Origin of the sequence: Nocardia cerradoensis NBRC 101014 (assembly GCF_000308535.1) — a bacterium.
GTDB classification, from domain to species: Bacteria; Actinomycetota; Actinomycetes; order Mycobacteriales; family Mycobacteriaceae; genus Nocardia; species Nocardia cerradoensis.
This window is the reverse complement of record NZ_BAFW01000065.1, coordinates 1-16,402: the sequence shown is the minus strand read 5'-3', so window position 1 is coordinate 16,402 and position 16,402 is coordinate 1. Positions and strand designations below refer to the sequence as shown.

General features: G+C 68.4%; 17 protein-coding genes and 1 pseudogene. 9 read left to right on the top strand and 9 right to left on the bottom strand.

Features of this window, described 5'->3' with window-relative positions:
• Positions 1 to 69: 69 nt before the first annotated feature.
• From ON23_RS08110 to ON23_RS08100, 3 genes and pseudogenes are all read right to left on the bottom strand, one after another.
• Complete coding sequence (locus tag ON23_RS08110; RefSeq protein ID WP_039777238.1) at positions 70 to 1,170, bottom strand: branched-chain amino acid aminotransferase; 1,101 nt, start codon at positions 1,168 to 1,170, stop codon at positions 70 to 72.
• A 243-nt stretch (positions 1,171 to 1,413) separates the two neighbouring features.
• A pseudogene (gcvT, locus tag ON23_RS08105) lies at positions 1,414 to 2,513 on the bottom strand (glycine cleavage system aminomethyltransferase GcvT).
• Positions 2,514 to 2,745: 232 nt separating this feature from the next.
• Positions 2,746 to 3,132 (bottom strand): winged helix-turn-helix transcriptional regulator, encoded by a 387-nt coding sequence (locus tag ON23_RS08100; protein ID WP_210743521.1) that lies wholly within the window; start codon positions 3,130 to 3,132, stop codon positions 2,746 to 2,748.
• Positions 3,133 to 3,222: 90 nt separating this feature from the next.
• Here ON23_RS08100 and ON23_RS08095 point away from each other — a divergent pair, with 90 nt between their 5' ends.
• Together ON23_RS08095 and ON23_RS08090 are read left to right on the top strand one after the other, a co-directional pair.
• The gene (locus ON23_RS08095; protein WP_210743522.1) at positions 3,223 to 3,957 is read left to right on the top strand and encodes an NADPH-dependent F420 reductase; all 735 of its coding nucleotides are present in this window, start codon (positions 3,223 to 3,225) and stop codon (positions 3,955 to 3,957) included.
• Positions 3,958 to 4,219: 262 nt separating this feature from the next.
• The gene (locus ON23_RS08090) at positions 4,220 to 4,639 is read left to right on the top strand and encodes a group I truncated hemoglobin (protein ID WP_039777236.1); all 420 of its coding nucleotides are present in this window, start codon (positions 4,220 to 4,222) and stop codon (positions 4,637 to 4,639) included.
• Between the two features lie 338 nt (positions 4,640 to 4,977).
• On the opposite strand, the gene ON23_RS08085 is transcribed toward ON23_RS08090, so the two are convergent.
• Positions 4,978 to 5,661 carry a MerR family transcriptional regulator gene (locus tag ON23_RS08085; protein ID WP_223273504.1) on the bottom strand — a complete coding sequence of 228 codons (684 nt, stop codon included), beginning with the start codon at positions 5,659 to 5,661 and terminating at the stop codon, positions 4,978 to 4,980.
• Positions 5,662 to 5,762: 101 nt separating this feature from the next.
• Between ON23_RS08085 and ON23_RS08080 the strand changes: the two genes are divergently transcribed.
• Complete coding sequence (locus ON23_RS08080; RefSeq protein ID WP_039777234.1) at positions 5,763 to 6,236, top strand: DUF6194 family protein; 474 nt, start codon at positions 5,763 to 5,765, stop codon at positions 6,234 to 6,236.
• Positions 6,237 to 6,259: 23 nt separating this feature from the next.
• On the opposite strand, the gene ON23_RS08075 is transcribed toward ON23_RS08080, so the two are convergent.
• Positions 6,260 to 7,522: an amidohydrolase gene (locus ON23_RS08075; RefSeq protein ID WP_039777233.1), complete on the bottom strand. Its 1,263-nt coding sequence runs from the start codon at positions 7,520 to 7,522 to the stop codon at positions 6,260 to 6,262.
• Positions 7,522 to 8,190: a trimeric intracellular cation channel family protein gene (locus ON23_RS08070; protein ID WP_039777294.1), complete on the bottom strand. Its 669-nt coding sequence runs from the start codon at positions 8,188 to 8,190 to the stop codon at positions 7,522 to 7,524. Before ON23_RS08070 ends, ON23_RS08075 begins: the two co-directional genes overlap by 1 nt.
• A 282-nt stretch (positions 8,191 to 8,472) precedes the next feature.
• On the opposite strand from ON23_RS08070, the gene ON23_RS08065 reads away from it, so the two are divergent.
• The 4 genes from ON23_RS08065 (at position 8,473) to ON23_RS08050 (ending at position 11,866) form a co-directional block, all read left to right on the top strand.
• Positions 8,473 to 9,027 (top strand): RNA polymerase sigma factor, encoded by a 555-nt coding sequence (locus ON23_RS08065; RefSeq protein WP_039777232.1) that lies wholly within the window; start codon positions 8,473 to 8,475, stop codon positions 9,025 to 9,027.
• The gene (locus ON23_RS08060; RefSeq protein WP_039777231.1) at positions 9,024 to 9,290 is read left to right on the top strand and encodes a hypothetical protein; all 267 of its coding nucleotides are present in this window, start codon (positions 9,024 to 9,026) and stop codon (positions 9,288 to 9,290) included. Before ON23_RS08065 ends, ON23_RS08060 begins: the two co-directional genes overlap by 4 nt.
• Positions 9,291 to 9,446: 156 nt before the next feature.
• The gene (locus ON23_RS08055) at positions 9,447 to 11,186 is read left to right on the top strand and encodes a hypothetical protein (protein WP_244969782.1); all 1,740 of its coding nucleotides are present in this window, start codon (positions 9,447 to 9,449) and stop codon (positions 11,184 to 11,186) included.
• A 53-nt stretch (positions 11,187 to 11,239) separates the two neighbouring features.
• Positions 11,240 to 11,866, top strand: a complete 627-nt coding sequence (locus tag ON23_RS08050; RefSeq protein WP_039777229.1) for a DedA family protein — start codon at positions 11,240 to 11,242, stop codon at positions 11,864 to 11,866.
• Positions 11,867 to 11,868: 2 nt separating this feature from the next.
• Here ON23_RS08050 and ON23_RS08045 read toward each other — a convergent pair whose 3' ends face one another.
• Both ON23_RS08045 and ON23_RS08040 read right to left on the bottom strand, forming a co-directional pair.
• Entirely contained in the window at positions 11,869 to 12,975 is a 1,107-nt protein-coding gene (locus tag ON23_RS08045; protein ID WP_157170189.1) for a 4Fe-4S binding protein, read from the bottom strand.
• Between the two features lie 156 nt (positions 12,976 to 13,131).
• Positions 13,132 to 13,770 carry a TetR/AcrR family transcriptional regulator gene (locus ON23_RS08040; RefSeq protein ID WP_039777228.1) on the bottom strand — a complete coding sequence of 213 codons (639 nt, stop codon included), beginning with the start codon at positions 13,768 to 13,770 and terminating at the stop codon, positions 13,132 to 13,134.
• Between the two features lie 91 nt (positions 13,771 to 13,861).
• On the opposite strand from ON23_RS08040, the gene ON23_RS08035 reads away from it, so the two are divergent.
• Positions 13,862 to 15,160 carry a glycosyltransferase gene (locus ON23_RS08035; protein ID WP_039777227.1) on the top strand — a complete coding sequence of 433 codons (1,299 nt, stop codon included), beginning with the start codon at positions 13,862 to 13,864 and terminating at the stop codon, positions 15,158 to 15,160.
• Between the two features lie 230 nt (positions 15,161 to 15,390).
• Here ON23_RS08035 and ON23_RS38435 read toward each other — a convergent pair whose 3' ends face one another.
• Positions 15,391 to 15,528, bottom strand: coding sequence for a hypothetical protein (locus ON23_RS38435; RefSeq protein WP_167331844.1), 138 nt, complete (start codon positions 15,526 to 15,528; stop codon positions 15,391 to 15,393).
• A gap of 150 nt (positions 15,529 to 15,678) precedes the next feature.
• Here ON23_RS38435 and ON23_RS08030 point away from each other — a divergent pair.
• Positions 15,679 to 16,402, top strand: a 724-nt coding sequence (locus tag ON23_RS08030) for an FAD-binding oxidoreductase (RefSeq protein ID WP_157170188.1), incomplete at its 3' end; no start/stop codon positions are given.

Sequence of the window (16,402 nt, the reverse complement as noted above, 5' to 3'; positions counted from 1 at the left end):
ACCCTCTGCGGCGGTGCCGCCATGGACCCTCTGCGGCGGTGCCCCGGGCCGACCCCGGGGCACCGGCTGTCACGCCAGGGTGCGCAACCAGCCGTGGTTGTCGGCGAACGTGCCGCGCTGAATTCCGGTCAGCGTGTCGCGCAGCGCCATGGTGACCTCGCCGGGCTCCCCGCCGCCGATCTCGAATTCCCCCTCGGCGGACTGCACCCAGCCGACCGGGGTGATGACCGCGGCGGTGCCGCACGCGAAAACCTCGGTGATCTCACCGGATTCGGCGCCCTTGCGCCATTCCTCGACCGACACCTTGCGTTCCTCGACCGGATAACCGGAGTCGGCGGCCAGGGTCAGCAAACTGTCGCGGGTGATACCCGGCAGCAGCGACCCGGACAGTTCCGGAGTGACCAACCGGGCCTCGGAACCGGAACCGTAGACGAAGAACAGGTTGTTGGTGCCCATCTCCTCGACGTATTTGCGCTCGCAGGCGTCGAGCCACACGACCTGATCGCAACCCTTGTCGGTGGCCTGCTGCTGGGCGAGCAGCGAGGACGCGTAGTTGCCGGCGACCTTGGCCTCGCCGGTACCGCCCGGAGCGGCACGCACGTATTCGGTGGACAGCCACACCCGCACGGGCTTCACCCCACGCGGAAAGTACGCTCCGGCGGGCGAACCCAGCAGCAGGTATTTGTAGCCGGACGCGGGCTTCACGCCCAGCCCCGCCTCGGTGGCGAACATGAACGGCCGCAGATACAGCGACTCCTCACCACCGGCGGCCGGCACCCAGTCCGCGTCGACCTCGAGCAGCTGGCGCACCGATTCGATGAACAGTTCCTCGGGCAGCTCCGCCATCGCCAGCCGCCGCGCCGACCGCTGGAACCGCGCCGCGTTGGCATCGATGCGGAAGGTGGCGATACTGCCGTCGGCCTGCCGATACGCCTTGAGGCCCTCGAAGATGGCCTGACCGTAGTGGAACACCATCGTCGCCGGGTCCATCGACAGCGGCCCGTACGGCTCGACCCGCGCGTTCGTCCACTGCCCGTCGAGGTAGTCGATCGACACCATGTGGTCGGTGAAGTAGCGACCGAACCCGGGCGCCGCCAGAATCTCCGTGCGCCGATCCGCCGGAACCGGGGCGGGATGCGGGGTACGAGTGAACTGTGCAGCGACTGTCATGACCTCGATACTAGAACTGCGGCCCTCGGCGCCGATGCTCGGACCTGCGTCGGGACTCGCCGGACAGCGGCCGAGGAACCGGACAATCGCGGCGTAATGCCCCGTTGACGGCGTCCGATACGAGCCGTTCGCTCCACTCCGGCGAGCCCGCCCGGCGCCGTCGTGCAGCGCACATACCGGTCACCGGACACTTCACTCCGGAAATGTCATGATTTCCGTCACGTGCGCGGGGCCGTGACGGCGTCAGGAAGTGTGCGGTGTGACGAACGGCGGGCGCACCACCTCGGCGCGCAGGCGGCGGCCGCGCACGTCGACGACGACCTCGTCGCCCGGTTCCAGTCCGGCGTCGGTATTCAGCAACGCCAGCGCGATGCCCACCTTGAGACTCGGCGAGAAGGTGCCCGAGGTGGTCTCGCCGACCGCCTCCTCACCGCGCAGCACCGTCTGCCCCTGCCGCAGCACACCGCGATCGAGAGCTTTGAGCCCCAACAGGATTCGCCGTGGGCCCGCCGACTTCTCCTGCTCCAGCGCCGCTTTGCCCCAGAACTCCGGCTTCTTCCAGCCGACCGCCCAGCCCGCGCGGGCCTGCACCGGCGAGATCTCCGGCGACAATTCGTGGCCGTGCAGCGGATAGCCCATCTCGGTGCGCAGGGTGTCGCGCGCACCCAATCCGGCCGGTTGCCCGCCCGCCGCTTCGACCTGCGCCGCCAGCGCGCGGAAAACCGCCTCGGCATCGGCCCAGCGCGGCAGCAGTTCATAGCCGTGCTCGCCGGTGTATCCGGTCCGGCAGACGCGCACCGGACGCCCGTCCCATTCGGCATCGGCGAACGCCATGTACTCCATGTCGGTCGGAAGTCCCAGTGCGGCAAGCACTTCCGCCGATTTCGTGCCCTGCACCGCGAAGACCGCGTACTCGCGATGCTCATCGGTGATCGTGATGCCCTCCGGCGCCGCCTTGCGCAGCTCCGCCACCACCGCGGCCGTATTGGCCGCATTCGGCACCAGGAAGATCTCGTCGTCGGAGACGTAGTAGGCGATCAGATCGTCGATCACCCCGCCCTGCTCGGTGCAGCACAGCGTGTACTGCGCCTTCCCGGGCCCGACGCGGCCGAGATCGTTGGTCAGCGCCGCGTTCACGAATGCCGCCGCCCCCGCACCGCGCACGGTCGCCTTACCGAGGTGGCTCACATCGAAAACACCGACGGTGGTCCGCACGGCGGTGTGCTCGGCGACGGTGCCCGCGTACTGCACCGGCATCTCCCACCCCCGAACGGGGCGAAGGTCGCGCCCAGCTCCACATGGACGGCGTGGATGGGGCCCTGCTGCAGCGTCTCGTCGGTCACCCGGCGAGCTTATCGAGCGTCGTCCGCCGGTGGTTCACGGCCGGGCCGCCGTGTCGGTCCGGCGCTGCGCACTCCGCGAGCCCGGGAGGCGACGCCTCGGACGATCGAACGCCGGCGGATGCGCCGACGTGGATGACAGGCGTGTGCTCACCCGGACCGGCGCGGCACACCGCTTTCGCTGGAACGTCCCGCCGATCCCCTCAGGCTCGCCCGCGTCCAGGAGTGCGACCGCTTACGCCGGTTCGTCCTCACGCTCCCCTTCAGGCTCGCCCGCATCCAATAGTGCGTCGCCGTGAATCTCGATCCATTCGCCGAGGGCGCGCATCGGCCCCTCGACGAGGCTCAGCCCCAGCGGTGTCAGCGCGTATTCGACCCGGGGCGGCGCTTGCGCGTAGCGCCGACGCTCGATCAGACCGTGGCCGAGCAGCCGGCGCAATGCCTCGGTGAGCGCTTTATCGCTGATCCCGCCGATCTCGGCCCGTAATCCGCTGCGCCGGCGCGCACCGCCGAGCAGTCCGACCAGCACCACCGGATCCCAGGTGTGCGCGAAAAGGTCTGTGGCAGCGCGCAGTCGGCAGTCGGCGACCAGTTCGCCCGCATGCTCGTCGTAACCGCTCATCCCGTGATGATCACCCATCCGTCGCGCACCGATCGGTGCGTATCGGCTCCCCTACCGTAGCGCCGGATCGACAAGTCGAAGGAGTACACGATGCGTATACGTATCACGATTCTCGGCACCGGCACCTTGGCCGAGGCATTGGGCCGCCGATGGGCGCATGCCGGACACGAGATCACGGTGTCCGGGCGCTCGGTGGAGAAGGCACAGCAACTCGCGCAGCGGCTCGGTGCCGGCGCGCGGGCGGTGCCGTTGGCGGAGATTGCGGCGGTTCCAGCGGACGGACACTTCGCACCGGACGCCGAAGCGGCGACGGATACAGCGACCGCCGCGGGCGACACGGGCACGGCCGACGCGGTGCTGCTGGCGGTGGCCTATACCGGCGTGGAGGAGATTTTGCGCGCGGTGGGCGCTCCCGGCGGCGCGCTGTCCGGACTCACGGTCATCGACGCGACCAATGCGATCGACCACGGAGTCGGCGTGCTGCGCGTGCCGCCGGGGACCTCGCACGCGCAGCGCGTGGGGGAACTCGCGCCGGGCGCGCAGGTGGTCAAGGCGTTTCATCTGTTCCCCAGCGAACAATGGGCCGCAGCCGAATCCGCCGACACCGGAACAACGCATCTGCCGCCGTCGGTCACGATCTGCGGCGACGACCCGGCCGCCCTGCGCACCACCGAACAACTGGTCCGCGACGTGGGCGCCGTACCGGTGGTGCTGGGTGGTCTGGATCGCGCACGTCAGCTGGAGGAGGCCGCCGGTTTCGTCATCTCGCTGGCCTTCTCCGGCGTGGACCCCAGCCGGGCGGTGCCGGCCATGCCGACCCGATAGTTCCATGCGCCGCGGAGATTGTGCGGGTTCCAGCGTCACGGCGCCAGGCTCGCGCACCGGGATCGGGGGCCACGGTCACACCGCGCGCACGAAGATCGAGGCGGCCGCGCATCCGGACCGCTTGCTCGTCATCGCAGCGAGAGAAACCTCGCAGCCCGATCGCGGCGAATGTGAGATCGGAGCAACCGTCTTTCTACACGGGGCAACCGGTCGGCGACACATAACTAACGGAGGTGAAACACCCCGCTGATTTCCTTTTTTCATGCGAATCTCGTCACTTTTCTCGAAATCGTCCGCAGCCCCGTCCGCGCCCGCTCCGTCGATCTACGAGCAGATCGGCGGGCACGAGGCATTGGAAACCGTCGTCGAGGACTTCTACGTCCGCGTCCTCGCCGACGAGGACCTCGCCGGCTTCTTCACCGGCACCAACATGTCGAGGTTGAAGGGCCGCCAGGTGGAATTCTTCGCCGCCGCCCTCGGCGGTCCCGAGCCGTACACCGGTGCCCCGATGAAGCAGGTCCACCAGGGCCGCGGCATCACCATGCACCACTTCACCCTCGTCGCCGCACACCTCACCGATGCCCTGGTGGCCGCCGGAGTTCAGGAGCCGACCCTCGGCGAAATCATCGGCGCCATCGCACCTTTGGCACCGGACATCGCCTCCGACGCACCCGTCTCGTGAGCCTGACCCGCGGCGTCCCGGCGAGAGTGCCACACCTCCCTGCGCAGGCAACTGCTTCCCCGGGGCCCGCGACTATGGGTCGACCTCGCCGCGCGGTCGACCTGGCCGCGCGGTCGACCTCGCCGCGCAGTCGACCTCGCCCCGCAGTCGACCTGGCCGCGCAGTCGACCTCGCCGCGCAGTCGACCTGGTCTCGCAGTCGACCTGGTTTCGCGGTCGACAGCTCCGGATCGGCCGCTGCCCGCGCACAGGAGCGGCGGCGGTCGAGTGAGACCCGGATCGGGCAGTCTCGACAGACGACGGGTGGCCGACCGCGGAGAACACAGTGCCGGCGACCCTTTATCCGAGTTCGACGGAGTCGTCCCCGGACGCGGAGACGATCCGGAACAGCAGGGCGGCCGCCTCGAACAAAGCCCACGAGCGCGTGTCGATCTCGGCCTCCCGCGCGGCGAGTGCGGCCGACACGTCACCACCTCGAAAGGTTCGCGAGGCCGACAGCAGCTCGCGCAGCGCCGGAATGCGATATCCGGCGAGCCGGAGCTGATGCGCGATCCGCGCATCCCGCACATCCTCCGGCGCGTACAGCCGCGCACCGCGGGCCCGGCCGGGCACGACCAGCCCTTCCGCATCCCAGTGCCGCAATGTCGACGGCCGCACACCGAGCGCACCCGCCAGTTCGGACACCGTCATGGAGTCGGCGGGCTTCGCATCCCCGATCGGTTCCTCCGCGATCGCTTCGGCTGCTCGCTGCGCCAGTCGCAGTTCCCGGCGCTGCGCATCGAGGCGAGCGTGCGCGGCATCCATCAGCACGGGCAATCGCTGCCCGGAATGTGCCTCGCGCAGAACAACTCTCGCCTCCGCGGGCCCCAGGGCCGCCGACGCCAGCCGATATGCGCGGGCCGACAGCACATGTACCTCACGGTATGTGCGATACCCGGAAGAACCACGCTCGGCCGCGGGCAGCACACCGTCGCGTTCGAGGTTGCGCACCTGCTGAACGGAACAGCCGGCCTGCCGCGCCACATCCACGGTCCGTAGACCAGCAGTTTTGCGACTTGCCACTAGCCGGCCTGCCGTTCTGATGGATCAAGTCTCCACAAGCACATGAATGAAACGCTAGAGGCATGGAGATCAACGAGATCATCGAATTCGTCGAAAACCTCGGCGGTGTGCTGACGCTGAAACCCGGGCCCGGCGACGGCACCCCCGAAATCAGCTGGGGCGACACCTTCTTCTACTACGCCCCCGACGGCGTAGTCCCCCGCACCCAGCCCTTCGCCACCATCGTCACCAAGAACTACCCGGACGACGAATCATCCCGCCTGGACCGCCCGAACACCTTCCGCCTCAACATCTTCGCGGGCAAACAGGCATTCACCGAGGCAACCGGCCACACCCCGCGCGACCACGCCGCGATCTCGGCCGACCCGAGCATCCCCGACACCCTGTTCCCCCATCCCGTCTACGGCGCCCAGGGCTGGCTCGCCGCAGTGAACCCGGGCCCGCACACCGCCACCACGATCACCCACCTCCTCCAGCGCGCCCACCACATCGCCCGCACCCGATACGAACGCCGAGAATCACCCGCAGACAACTGATGTCGTCATCGTCCGGCCGTGACCTACTTTCCCAACCACGCCAGCGCGGCCACGACCAGCGTTTCGGTCCCGGTCCGCAGTGTGGGCTCGATGACGGGGGCGAAGGACGGCGAGTGGTTGACCGGGATGTCCTGGGCTATCCGCCCCGCTTTCGCCGCTGCCTGGAACGTCTCCGGGTCGATGCCGCCGACGCCCCAGTAGGTGTAGGGAACGCCGAGGGCGTTCGGGATATCGCTGAAATCCTCACTGGCGCTTTGCCTCGGCAGTTCGACGGCGCGGTCGCCGAAGTGGGTGGTGAACGCGGCCGCGACTCGGCGGGTGGTCTCGGCGTCGTTGTCGGTCACCGGGAATCGGTCGAACAGTTCGAATTCCGGGTCCTTCGGGGAGTTGGAGGCCTGGCATTCGGCGGTGACGATGCGGCGGATCGCGTCGAGAATCGTGGTGCGGGTCGATTCGCTGTAGGTGCGCACATTCAGTTGCAGCACAGCGTGATCGGAGATGACGTTGCTCTTGGTTCCGGCGGTGATGCTGCCGACGGTCAGCACCGCGGTCTCGGTCGGCGCCACCTCGCGCGAGACCACCATCTGCAGCCGCAGCACGATCATCGACGCGAGCACCACCGGATCGACGGTCGCCTGCGGCATCGACCCGTGCCCGCCACGCCCGTAGACGGTGATCCGCATACTGTCGGCGGCGGCCAGCATCGGCCCGCTTCCGGTTCCGACGATCCCGGCCGGCGCGGGCAGGACATGCTGGCCCAGCGCGACATCGACCTTCGGCAGCAGCTCGGCCAGACCGTCCTCGACCATCCCGCGGGCCCCGTCGCCGACCTCCTCGGCGGGCTGGAACAGCGCGACGAGCGTGCCCTGCCACTGATCGGTGTGTTCGGAGAACAGTTGCGCCGCACCGAGCAGGCAGGTCACGTGCACATCGTGGCCGCAGGCGTGCATCACCGGCACTTCGTGCCCGCCGGCGTCGGTGGCGGAAACCGCACTGGCATAAGGCAATCCGGTCGCCTCCCGCACCGGCAGGGCGTCGATATCGGCACGCAGCAGCACTCCGGCGCCGTCACCGTTGCGCAGGATCCCGACCACCCCGGTTCCGCCGACGCCTTCGTGCACCTCGTACCCCCACGACCGCAACTTCTCCGCTATCAGGCCGGCGGTCCGGTGCTCCTGATGCGACAGTTCCGGATGGGCGTGCAGGTCGCGATAGAACTCGTCCTGCCACCCACCGATGCCGTCCAGCCCGGCCAATACCGCTGCTTCCTGCGCAGTCGAGGCCATTACCTCTCCTTTCGCCGTCCGTAACGCAATCGATCCGGCCAACTCATCTGCTCCGGCAACATCCATCCCCGCCACCGCGCCAGCAGGCACAACCCCGCTCCGACCACGGTCGCCGCGATCGAACCCGCCGTCACGTGCCCGGAATACCAGATGATCACCAGTGTCGCACTGGCCAGCAGCGCACACGTGGCATACAGCGTGTTACCCCCGAAAATCGTCGGCACCCGCCCCACGGCGAGATCGCGAACCACTCCGCCCCCGACCGCCGTCGTCGTCCCCAGCAACACCGCCGGCAACCACCCGAGCCCGACTTCGAGCGTCTTCTGCGCACCGACCGCCGCCCAGCAGCCCAGCGCCAGCGAGTCCACCCAGGGAAACAGCCGGTCCCACAACCGGCCCTCGAATCGGAACACGAAGGCGATCAGCGCCCCGATCAGGGCGGTCAGCAGGTAGGTGTAGTCGACCAGCGCCACCGGCGTCCCCCGCTGCAGCAGCGTGTCGCGGATGATGCCGCCACCCAGCCCCGATGCGGTGGCCAGGACGGCGAATCCGATCGGGTCGAAGCGGAACGTGCGCGCCACCGCCCCGCCGAGCATCGCGTTGGCGAACACACCGGTCAGATCCAGCGCGCGCAGCAATTCGGGGACGGTATCCGACACTGCCGCCATCGACCCCGTTCCTTCCGCGATATCCGCCGCATCCGCTATCGGCACGGTACCCGTCGGTCGTCGAATCGCCCGGGAACCGGCGGGCCGCCGTCGCCCGACCAGCTCGGCATCCCCATTCGAAAACAGCGCGAATCCTTTCCCGTCCGCGATCGCTCTCATATCCGTGCGGGCAACGGGCCCGCGGAATCGAAGGAGTCGACATGGTTGTCGCCGTCATCGCCGTGGTGGTCGCGGCCGCACTACTGTGCAGTTGCATGCTGGTCCTGCGACGGAGGCGTCACCGTGGCTGAGTGCACGAGATCGGCGTGGCCCGAACAACATCTGGTCACGGCGGCCCGCGACGGCGACGAGTCCGCCATCGCCGCACTGGTTTCCGGTTCCTATCCTCACGTCCAGCGCTTCGCTCATTCCTTGTGCGCGACCAGCCAGGACGCCGAGGACGCCGCGCAGGAGGCGATGCTGGTCCTGTTCCGCAAGATCGGCACGTTGCGGGCGGCGGGCGCGCTGGCCTCGTGGATGTTCCGCATCGTGCGCAACGAGTGCTTGCGGCGGATACGCACGGCCGCACACCGGGAACCGGACGCGCAGATCGCGGCGGCGTCGGCGGAAGACGATGCGCTGGCCCGGCTGGACATCGAGCGGGTCGCCGGGGTGATCGCCGCCCTGCCCGCCGAGCAGCGTCGAGTCCTCATCATGCGTGATGTGCAAGGACTGCCGGGCAGCATGGTCGCCCGCACGCTCGGATTGAGCACGGCGGCAATGAAATCCAGGCTGCACCGAGCGCGGGCCGCCGTTCGGGCCGAACTCGGGATGCCGGATCGAGGTCTGCGGCCATGAAGGACGGTGCCGGACAGCAGAAAACGTTCGCCGGCCGCTCGGTCCCCGTTCACCTGGCACGCGGGCTGCTCGGTTTCGGCCTGATCGCCGGATCGATCGCGCTGATCCCCGCAGCAGGTCCTGCTGCCCTGCTCCTGCTGCCTGCCGGGGTGGTCGCGCTGCGCGGCTGCCCCACCTGCTGGCGGATCGGCCTGGCGCAGACGGTGTCACGCGGCAGAATCGAACGAGAGTGCACGGAAGGACGTTGCCGGATGCGCGTGTAACCGCTACCCACCCTTCCCCATCTCTGGCCGGTCTCGCCGGTTTGACAGCCGTCGGCACGCGGATTCAAGATCGACCGACAGCTGTAGAAGTGCTCGCCGAGGGACGCAAAAGTCGTTGCGCCCCTTGGCGAATCTTTCGAGTATGGGTTTCGGTGAATGGTTGAGGTAGTAACAGCGCGCCCGGAAACCTCCGGCCCGCGGCGGGAGAACCTGCGGCAGCGACGCGGGCGATCATGGTGGGGCGCGGCGGCCGCGGTGACGAGCGGCGTGCTGTTACTGGTCTGGCAGGCGGCGCAGTACGGAATCTGGCTGGTCGACGATGCCGGAATCACGTTCGCCTACGCCCGCAGTGTCGCCGAGGGCGCGGGGCCGGTGCTGCAACCCGGGGCGCAACCGGTCGAAGGATTCTCCGATCCCACCTGGCTCGCGGTGCTGGTGCTGGGCAAATGGTGCGGCCTGTTCGACTCCGGTTCCCTGTTCGGCATTCCCGATTTCGTCTTCTACCCCAAGGCGATCGCGGCGCTGTGCTGCGCCGGGATCCTCCTCTGCTGTTACGTCGCCGCGCGGCGGGTGTCGCGATGGCCCGCGGTGGTCACATTCGTCACCGGCGCCGTCCTCGCCGCGATTCCGTCGTTCGTGATCTGGTGCTTCTCCGGCCTGGAGAACTCGTTGTTCGCCTTGGCGGCATGCGCTCTCGCCGTCCAGCTGTTCCTGGCGGTGCTGGACGAGCGATTGTGGACACCCACCGTGGCCGTAACCGCCGGTGCGATAGCGGCATTCGTGGCGTTGACCCGCCCCGACGGCCTGATCTACCTCGCCGCGTACCCCCTGGTTTCGGTGATCCTCGTTCGCCGGGCGACCTGGCCCGGCGCGGTGCGGCACGTGGTGTATTCCGTTGTGGCGTTCGCGATTCCGTTCGGGGCCTATCTGGTGTGGCGGATCACCGAGTTCGGTCGGCTCGTCGCGAATACCGCGGTCGCCAAGAATCAGGCGACGCCGACCGTGCACGACCTGACCAGGGCCGGCGATCTGGTGCAGTATGCGGGCGCACCCGCCGTGGTCGCGGCCGTCGGCGTGGTCGGATTCGCCCTGGCCGGCCCGGGCAGAATCCGCAACGGCCTGGTCGCCCTGCTGGTTCCGCTGACGCTGGCGATTACGGGATACTGTGTGCTGCAACCGGATTGGATGGGACAGTTTCGGTTCGCCACTCCGGTGTGGGCGCTCGCCGCACTGGTCGTCGCACTCTCGGCGACGGAGGTGCTGGCCCGGCTGCGCACCCGGGGCCGAGCGCTGGTCGCGCTCACGCTGGTCGCCGCCATGATCCCCTCCGGGGTAGCCCTGGCGGATGCCGCGCGATCCTATCGGGCCGATTCGGATATCCCGTTGTGCTGGATAGCTTTCCGCTTCGGACGCTACTTCAACGGCTACGCCGACATCCTCGACCTGCAGCAGGGCACGCTGCTGGCCCCCGACATGGGCGGAAGCGCGTTGACCTCCCGGCTCCGGCTGATCGATATGGCCGGCCTCGCCGACGCCCGGATCGCGGACATCTACGCCGGCAAGGCCGACATCGGCCTCTCCGACTACGTCTTCGAGGATCTGAAGCCCACATTCGTCCACACCCACGGCGTCTGGATGCAGAACGGACTCACCGTCGATCCGCGCATGGACCGCGACTACTACCGGATCCAGCAGTCGCAGAACACGGCCAGCCCGGACGAGGACTGGGTCCGCAAGGACGTGGTGCGCGGTGACAAACAACTCGCGCAACTGCGCCGGTACTCGAGTGAGGTCCTCCCGCACCTGTTGTCCGACTACCAGAAGACCGGTGACTGCGGAACGGTGCTCCGACCGGGTCAGACGGTGCAGCGCAGCCGGGAGGGGAACGCTTCCTAGCGCGACGGACGCCGTTCCCGGCCCCGAATCCGACAAACCGTTACGGTTGTCCTGTGACCGGCACGTGGACCGCACTCAACCCGACGAGTGGATCCTCGCTGCTGGCCAACTTCGGCGCGCTGGCCGTCCTGGTCGGCACCTTCGCCGAGTCCGGCTTGCTGGTCGTGGGCTTCTTCCTTCCGGGCGACACCCTGATCTTCCCCGCCGGCATCCTGTGCGCCGGCGGGTCCCATTCCGGACCCCATCTCGTCCTGTGGCAGGTATTGCTCTGTGCCGCAATAGGTTCGATCGTGGGAGCGCAGGCCGGGTACACCTTCGGCAAGCACGGCGGCCGCGCCGTTCTCCAGCGCACGTCGAACTCCCGCCTGCACACCGTCGTGGCCCGCGGCGAACGCTGGCTCGACCGGTACGGCGCGCGCCGCGCGATCGTGATCGGCCGATTCGTGCCGATGGTCCGGACGGTCATCAGCCCGGTCGCCGGTGTGCTCGACGTGCCCACCCGCACGTTCACGCTGTGGCAGATCGTCGGCGCGATCGTGTGGTCGCAGAGTCTGGTCCTGCTGGGTTATTGGCTCGGGGCGTCGGTGCCGAATGTCGACAAGTATCTGCTGCCGGCGGTCGCGGTCATCGTCGTGGTGTCGATGCTGCCGCTGCTGGGGCAATTGCGCCGGCGCGCATGAGCTCACGCCGGCGTATCGCGCCGCCGCGGGCGCGGCCCGATCTGATCGAGCAGATCGTTGACCTCGTCGCCGAAACCGTTGCCGACCGGCTTCGGCGTCTTGTTGGGGAACCGGCGTGTCACATGTTCCTCGGCCGCGGATCCCGGTAGCACGTAGACGGTTTCCGATTTGTTCTGCAAGGGACGCACCACCTCGTCCAGATGCGTTTTCCGGTCGTCGATGAAGGCGCCGATCACATCCTCACCGGCCGGGCATACGGCCATGCAGTAGCCGGCCTTGTAGTTGGGTTTGAACGACAGGCTCTGCCACATCGAGAACGACTCACCCCTGGTCACGCGCTCGCGGTAGTCGTCGCGGTCTGCGCTGTCGGCGACGTTTTCGGCCCAGTCGGTGAAGCCGCCCATGAACTCCCGATAGTTGTGGGTGTAGCAGGCTTGGAAATCGAAACCGCCGTCGTTGGTGATCGCGCCGACCGGGCACGCGGAGACGCACAACTTGCATTCCAGGCACGGAGTGAAGTCCAGTGCCGTGCTCGGCTCGTCGACGACCGCGTCGGTCACCACGGTGCCGAGCAGAATGAAGTTGCCGAACTTCGGATGAATCACGTTGCGGTGAATTCCCATGACGCCCAGGCCCGCAGCCTCGGCCACCACCTTGTGCGCGAGCACCCATATCCGGCCCGGGAACTGCTCGACCTCCATCGGATAGCCGGGCGCCGGGTAGACCGCGCGATAGCCGGCCTCCTCGAGGGCCCGGGTGATGCGCCGCGACACCACATTCGTCTCGTCGTCGGCATGGTTGAACTCGGCATTGGCGAGGCTGCGCATCGGACTGCGCAGATTGTCGCGGTTCATCCGGATGCAGAAGGCCACGAAGGTGCGCGCCGACGGCAGGATGCCGCGCGCGTGCTCGCGCTCCTCCGCGACCTTCGGATCGTCGACGGAGACGAAACCCACGTCGTCGGCACCGGCGGCGAGGCAGATCTCACGCAGCCGCGCGGCGGTCAGCACCGGATCGGGTGCTCTTCGCGGCTGGGCGGCAAGGTTTTTCACGGTCGGATGCTCCGCGTAGCGCCCTGCCTCGGTCGGCTCCCGGTCAGTTGACGACATCGCGCCCTCCTATCTCCACGAGACGTATGGCCTCGAAGAGATAGACGAATCCGGTCGCCGGAATTCATCGCCGGTACCCGCGTCGGCGGCAGACGTTATCGAAACGCAACCGGAGTCCGTACTCGAAGAACACTGCACAGCAATGGGTTTCGACGCTCAGCCGAATTGGCGCCGGACCGCGGCGACGAGCCACTGTTCGTAGCGTTCCATACTCCACCCACTCTGCAGGACGAGCTGCTGGTGACTTTCGGGCGACCAGAGAAACGACAGCTCGTCGGCGGCGGTCTCGGGATCGGTGCCGTCCCGGGCTATTCCGCGTTCGAGCAACATGCCGATCACGGTGCGGTAGTCCTGTTTACGGCGCGTCAGCAGTCCGGCCAGCGCCTCGGCGACGGCGGTATCGGCGTTCGCGGCGCTGAGGAATTCCGTCCACAGCACGCTGGTGCGGGCATTGGCCGCGGCGACGAACCCGGCGGCCGCCCGCAGGAAACCCTCCTGGTCGGCGATGGCGTTGACCTCGGCCGCGGCATCACTGTCCGATACCGGCGCCTCCCCCTCCTCGCCCGCGAACGCCTGCTCGAAGGCGCCCAGCAGGAGGTTGCGCTTGGGGCCGTTGGCCTTCACGGTCTCGGTCGACACTCCGGCGCGCGACCCGATATCGGACAGCGACGTGCCGCTGTAGCCGCGCTCCACGAAGCAGGCGGCCGCGGCATCGAGCACACGGCGGCGGGTCGCCGCGGCCTGTTCGCTGCGCAGGGCGGATCGATAGGTCCGTGTTGCGGTCTTGTCGCTCATCCCAATTCCTAATTGACTACCCCGGCGAGGTAGTGAATACTTCATCGGTGTCACCAATCTTACGTCGCTTCACACTCGGGAAGACCTGCCCATGACCTCCGTTCTCCTGACCGCCACACCCGTGCGCAGCCATGTCACGCCTCTGCTGTCCGTCGCGGAGGCACTGATCGCCGCGGGTGACCGCGTGCGGTTCCTCACCGGCACCCGCTTCCGCGACGACGTGCTGGCCACCGGCGCCGAATTCCTGCCCCTTCCGTCCGAGGCCGACTACGACGATCGCGATATCGACGCGGCCTTTCCCGGCCGTCGCGGACTGTCGGGCCCCGCCGGCATTCGCTACGACATGATCGAGATCTTCCTCCACCCGGTGCCCGCCCAGCTGCGAGCGGTCCGCGAGGCCATCGCCGCCGAGCCCACGGATGCCGTTCTCGCCGAATCGATGTTCGCCGCCGCCGCGGTGCTCAGCGGTATTCCGCGCTCGGAACGGCCACTGCTGGTCAATCTGGGGATTCTGCCGCTCGCGCTGAAGCATCCGGACGTCGCGCCGTTCGGTCTCGGGATCGCACCGATGCGCGGACCGCTGGGGCGCCTGCGCAACGCGGTCCTCACCCTCGGCGCGGAGAAGGGCGTTTTCGCTCCCGTCCAGCGCTTCGCGAACGAGATCGCGCGCGCCGAGACCGGTCGCGCACTGCCGCGGTTCTTCCTCGACTGGCCGGCCGGAGCCGACCACATCGTGCAGTTCACCGTCCCCGAATTCGAATACGTGCGCCGCGGTCTGCCCGACACCGTGCATTTCGTCGGGCCCGTGGCCCGGTCACGGCCGTCGGCGATCCCGGTGCCCGAGTGGTGGGACGATCTCGCCGGCCGCCGCGTCGTGCACGTGACCCAGGGCACGGTCGCCACCGGCGAATGGAATCTGATCGCACCCACGGTGCGCGCACTCGCCCACGACGATGTCCTCGTTGTGGTCAGCACCGGCGGACGACCGGTCGGCACGCTGCCGAACGACCTGCCCGCCAATGTGCGCGTCGCCGAATTCCTCCCCTACGACCGGTTGCTGCCGCAGACCGACGTCTTCGTCACCAACGGGGGCTACGGCGGGGTGCACTACGCGCTCGAACACGGCGTGCCGATCGTGGTCGCGGGCCGCACCGAGGACAAGACGGAGGTCAGTGCACGGGTGGCCTGGTCCGGCGTAGGCATCGACCTGCGCACCGACAACCCTACGCCGGACAAGGTCGGCGGTGCGGTCCGCACCGCGCTGACCGACGAGCGTTATCGTCTGCGCGCCAAGGAGATCGGCGACTCGATCCGTCGATCGCCCGGTCCCGAGGCCGTGCACGGCATCATCGCCGACGCGGTGCGGTCCGCCGGCCGGCAGCGGGCATAGAGCTCGTCCGGCGATCAGGTCGGTGTGGCGGCGTTCGAGTTCGCGGGGCCTCTCACGACGGCGCGGACCTGGTTGCCAGTCGTTGAGAGGCCGGTGTAGTCGGCCTCCGAAGTTGGATCCGGTCGCTCGAGACCCAGGTGTCCGGTGTATCGCAAACAGTTCGCGCGGCCGCCACCCTGCTTGCCCCGAGCTTGCGTTCGAATCCTGTTCTCCTGCTTCGAGAGTGCCGATCAGCGTCCGGACGCGCGCACGCTGCGCGGCGCCGACATCATCGACAGAGTCGCCTGGAACACTGCTGTCGAAACCGCCTGAATACCACGGCCGATGATCTGCGCGTCCAGCCGTGCAACCTGCGACGACCCGATCATCGCAACGCACTGCATCTCTCATATTGCCGCGCCAGCCCAATAGGCCTCGACCACACCATCTTTCGCTTCATCCGCCCTGCGCTGTCCGCAGGCCGGACGATCCGTCGCACCCGTTTCGGACCGCGACAGCCAACCCCACAAGGAGTAATCATGACCCTCCCGCACGAAGCCCTCCGCGACACGAACAGCAGACCCAGCGTCGTCGGCCATCGAAAAGATGATGCGCCGGGGCACTTTCGCGACCTCGACGACCTCGCGGCGGCTTTGTCCGGCGCCCTCATCCGACCCACGGATGCCGAATGGGACCAGGCCCGCGCCGCATGGCAATTGCTGGCCGACCAGCAACCGATCGCCGTGGTGACCGCGGCGACCACCGAAGATGTGGCATTCACCGTCCGCGCCGCCGCCGCACTCGGCCTGCGCGTCGCACCGCAATCCACCGGCCACAACGCCACCCCGCTGGGCGACCTCGCACGCACGATCCTGCTGCGCACCGGCGCGCTCGACCGGGTCGAGATCGACGCCGACGCGGGCATCGCGCATGTCGACGCCGGCGCCCGCTGCGCCGACCTCACGGCGGCCGCGGCAGCCGCGGGTCTCGTACCGATCGGCGGTTTCTCCGCCGACGTCGGCGTGGTCGGACTCGTGCTGGGCGGCGGCCTCGGCTGGTTCGCGCGCTCCCACGGCCCGGCCCGAGCCTCTGTTCTCGCCCTCGAACTCGTGACCGGCGACGGCGTGGTCCGCCGTGTCCGCGCCGGCGACGACCTGTTCGATGCGGCCCTCGCCGGCGCCGATATCGGCGTGATCACCACCCTCACCTTGCGACTGCACGCTATCGACGATGTGGTTGCCGGCGCCTTGTTCTGGCCGGTCG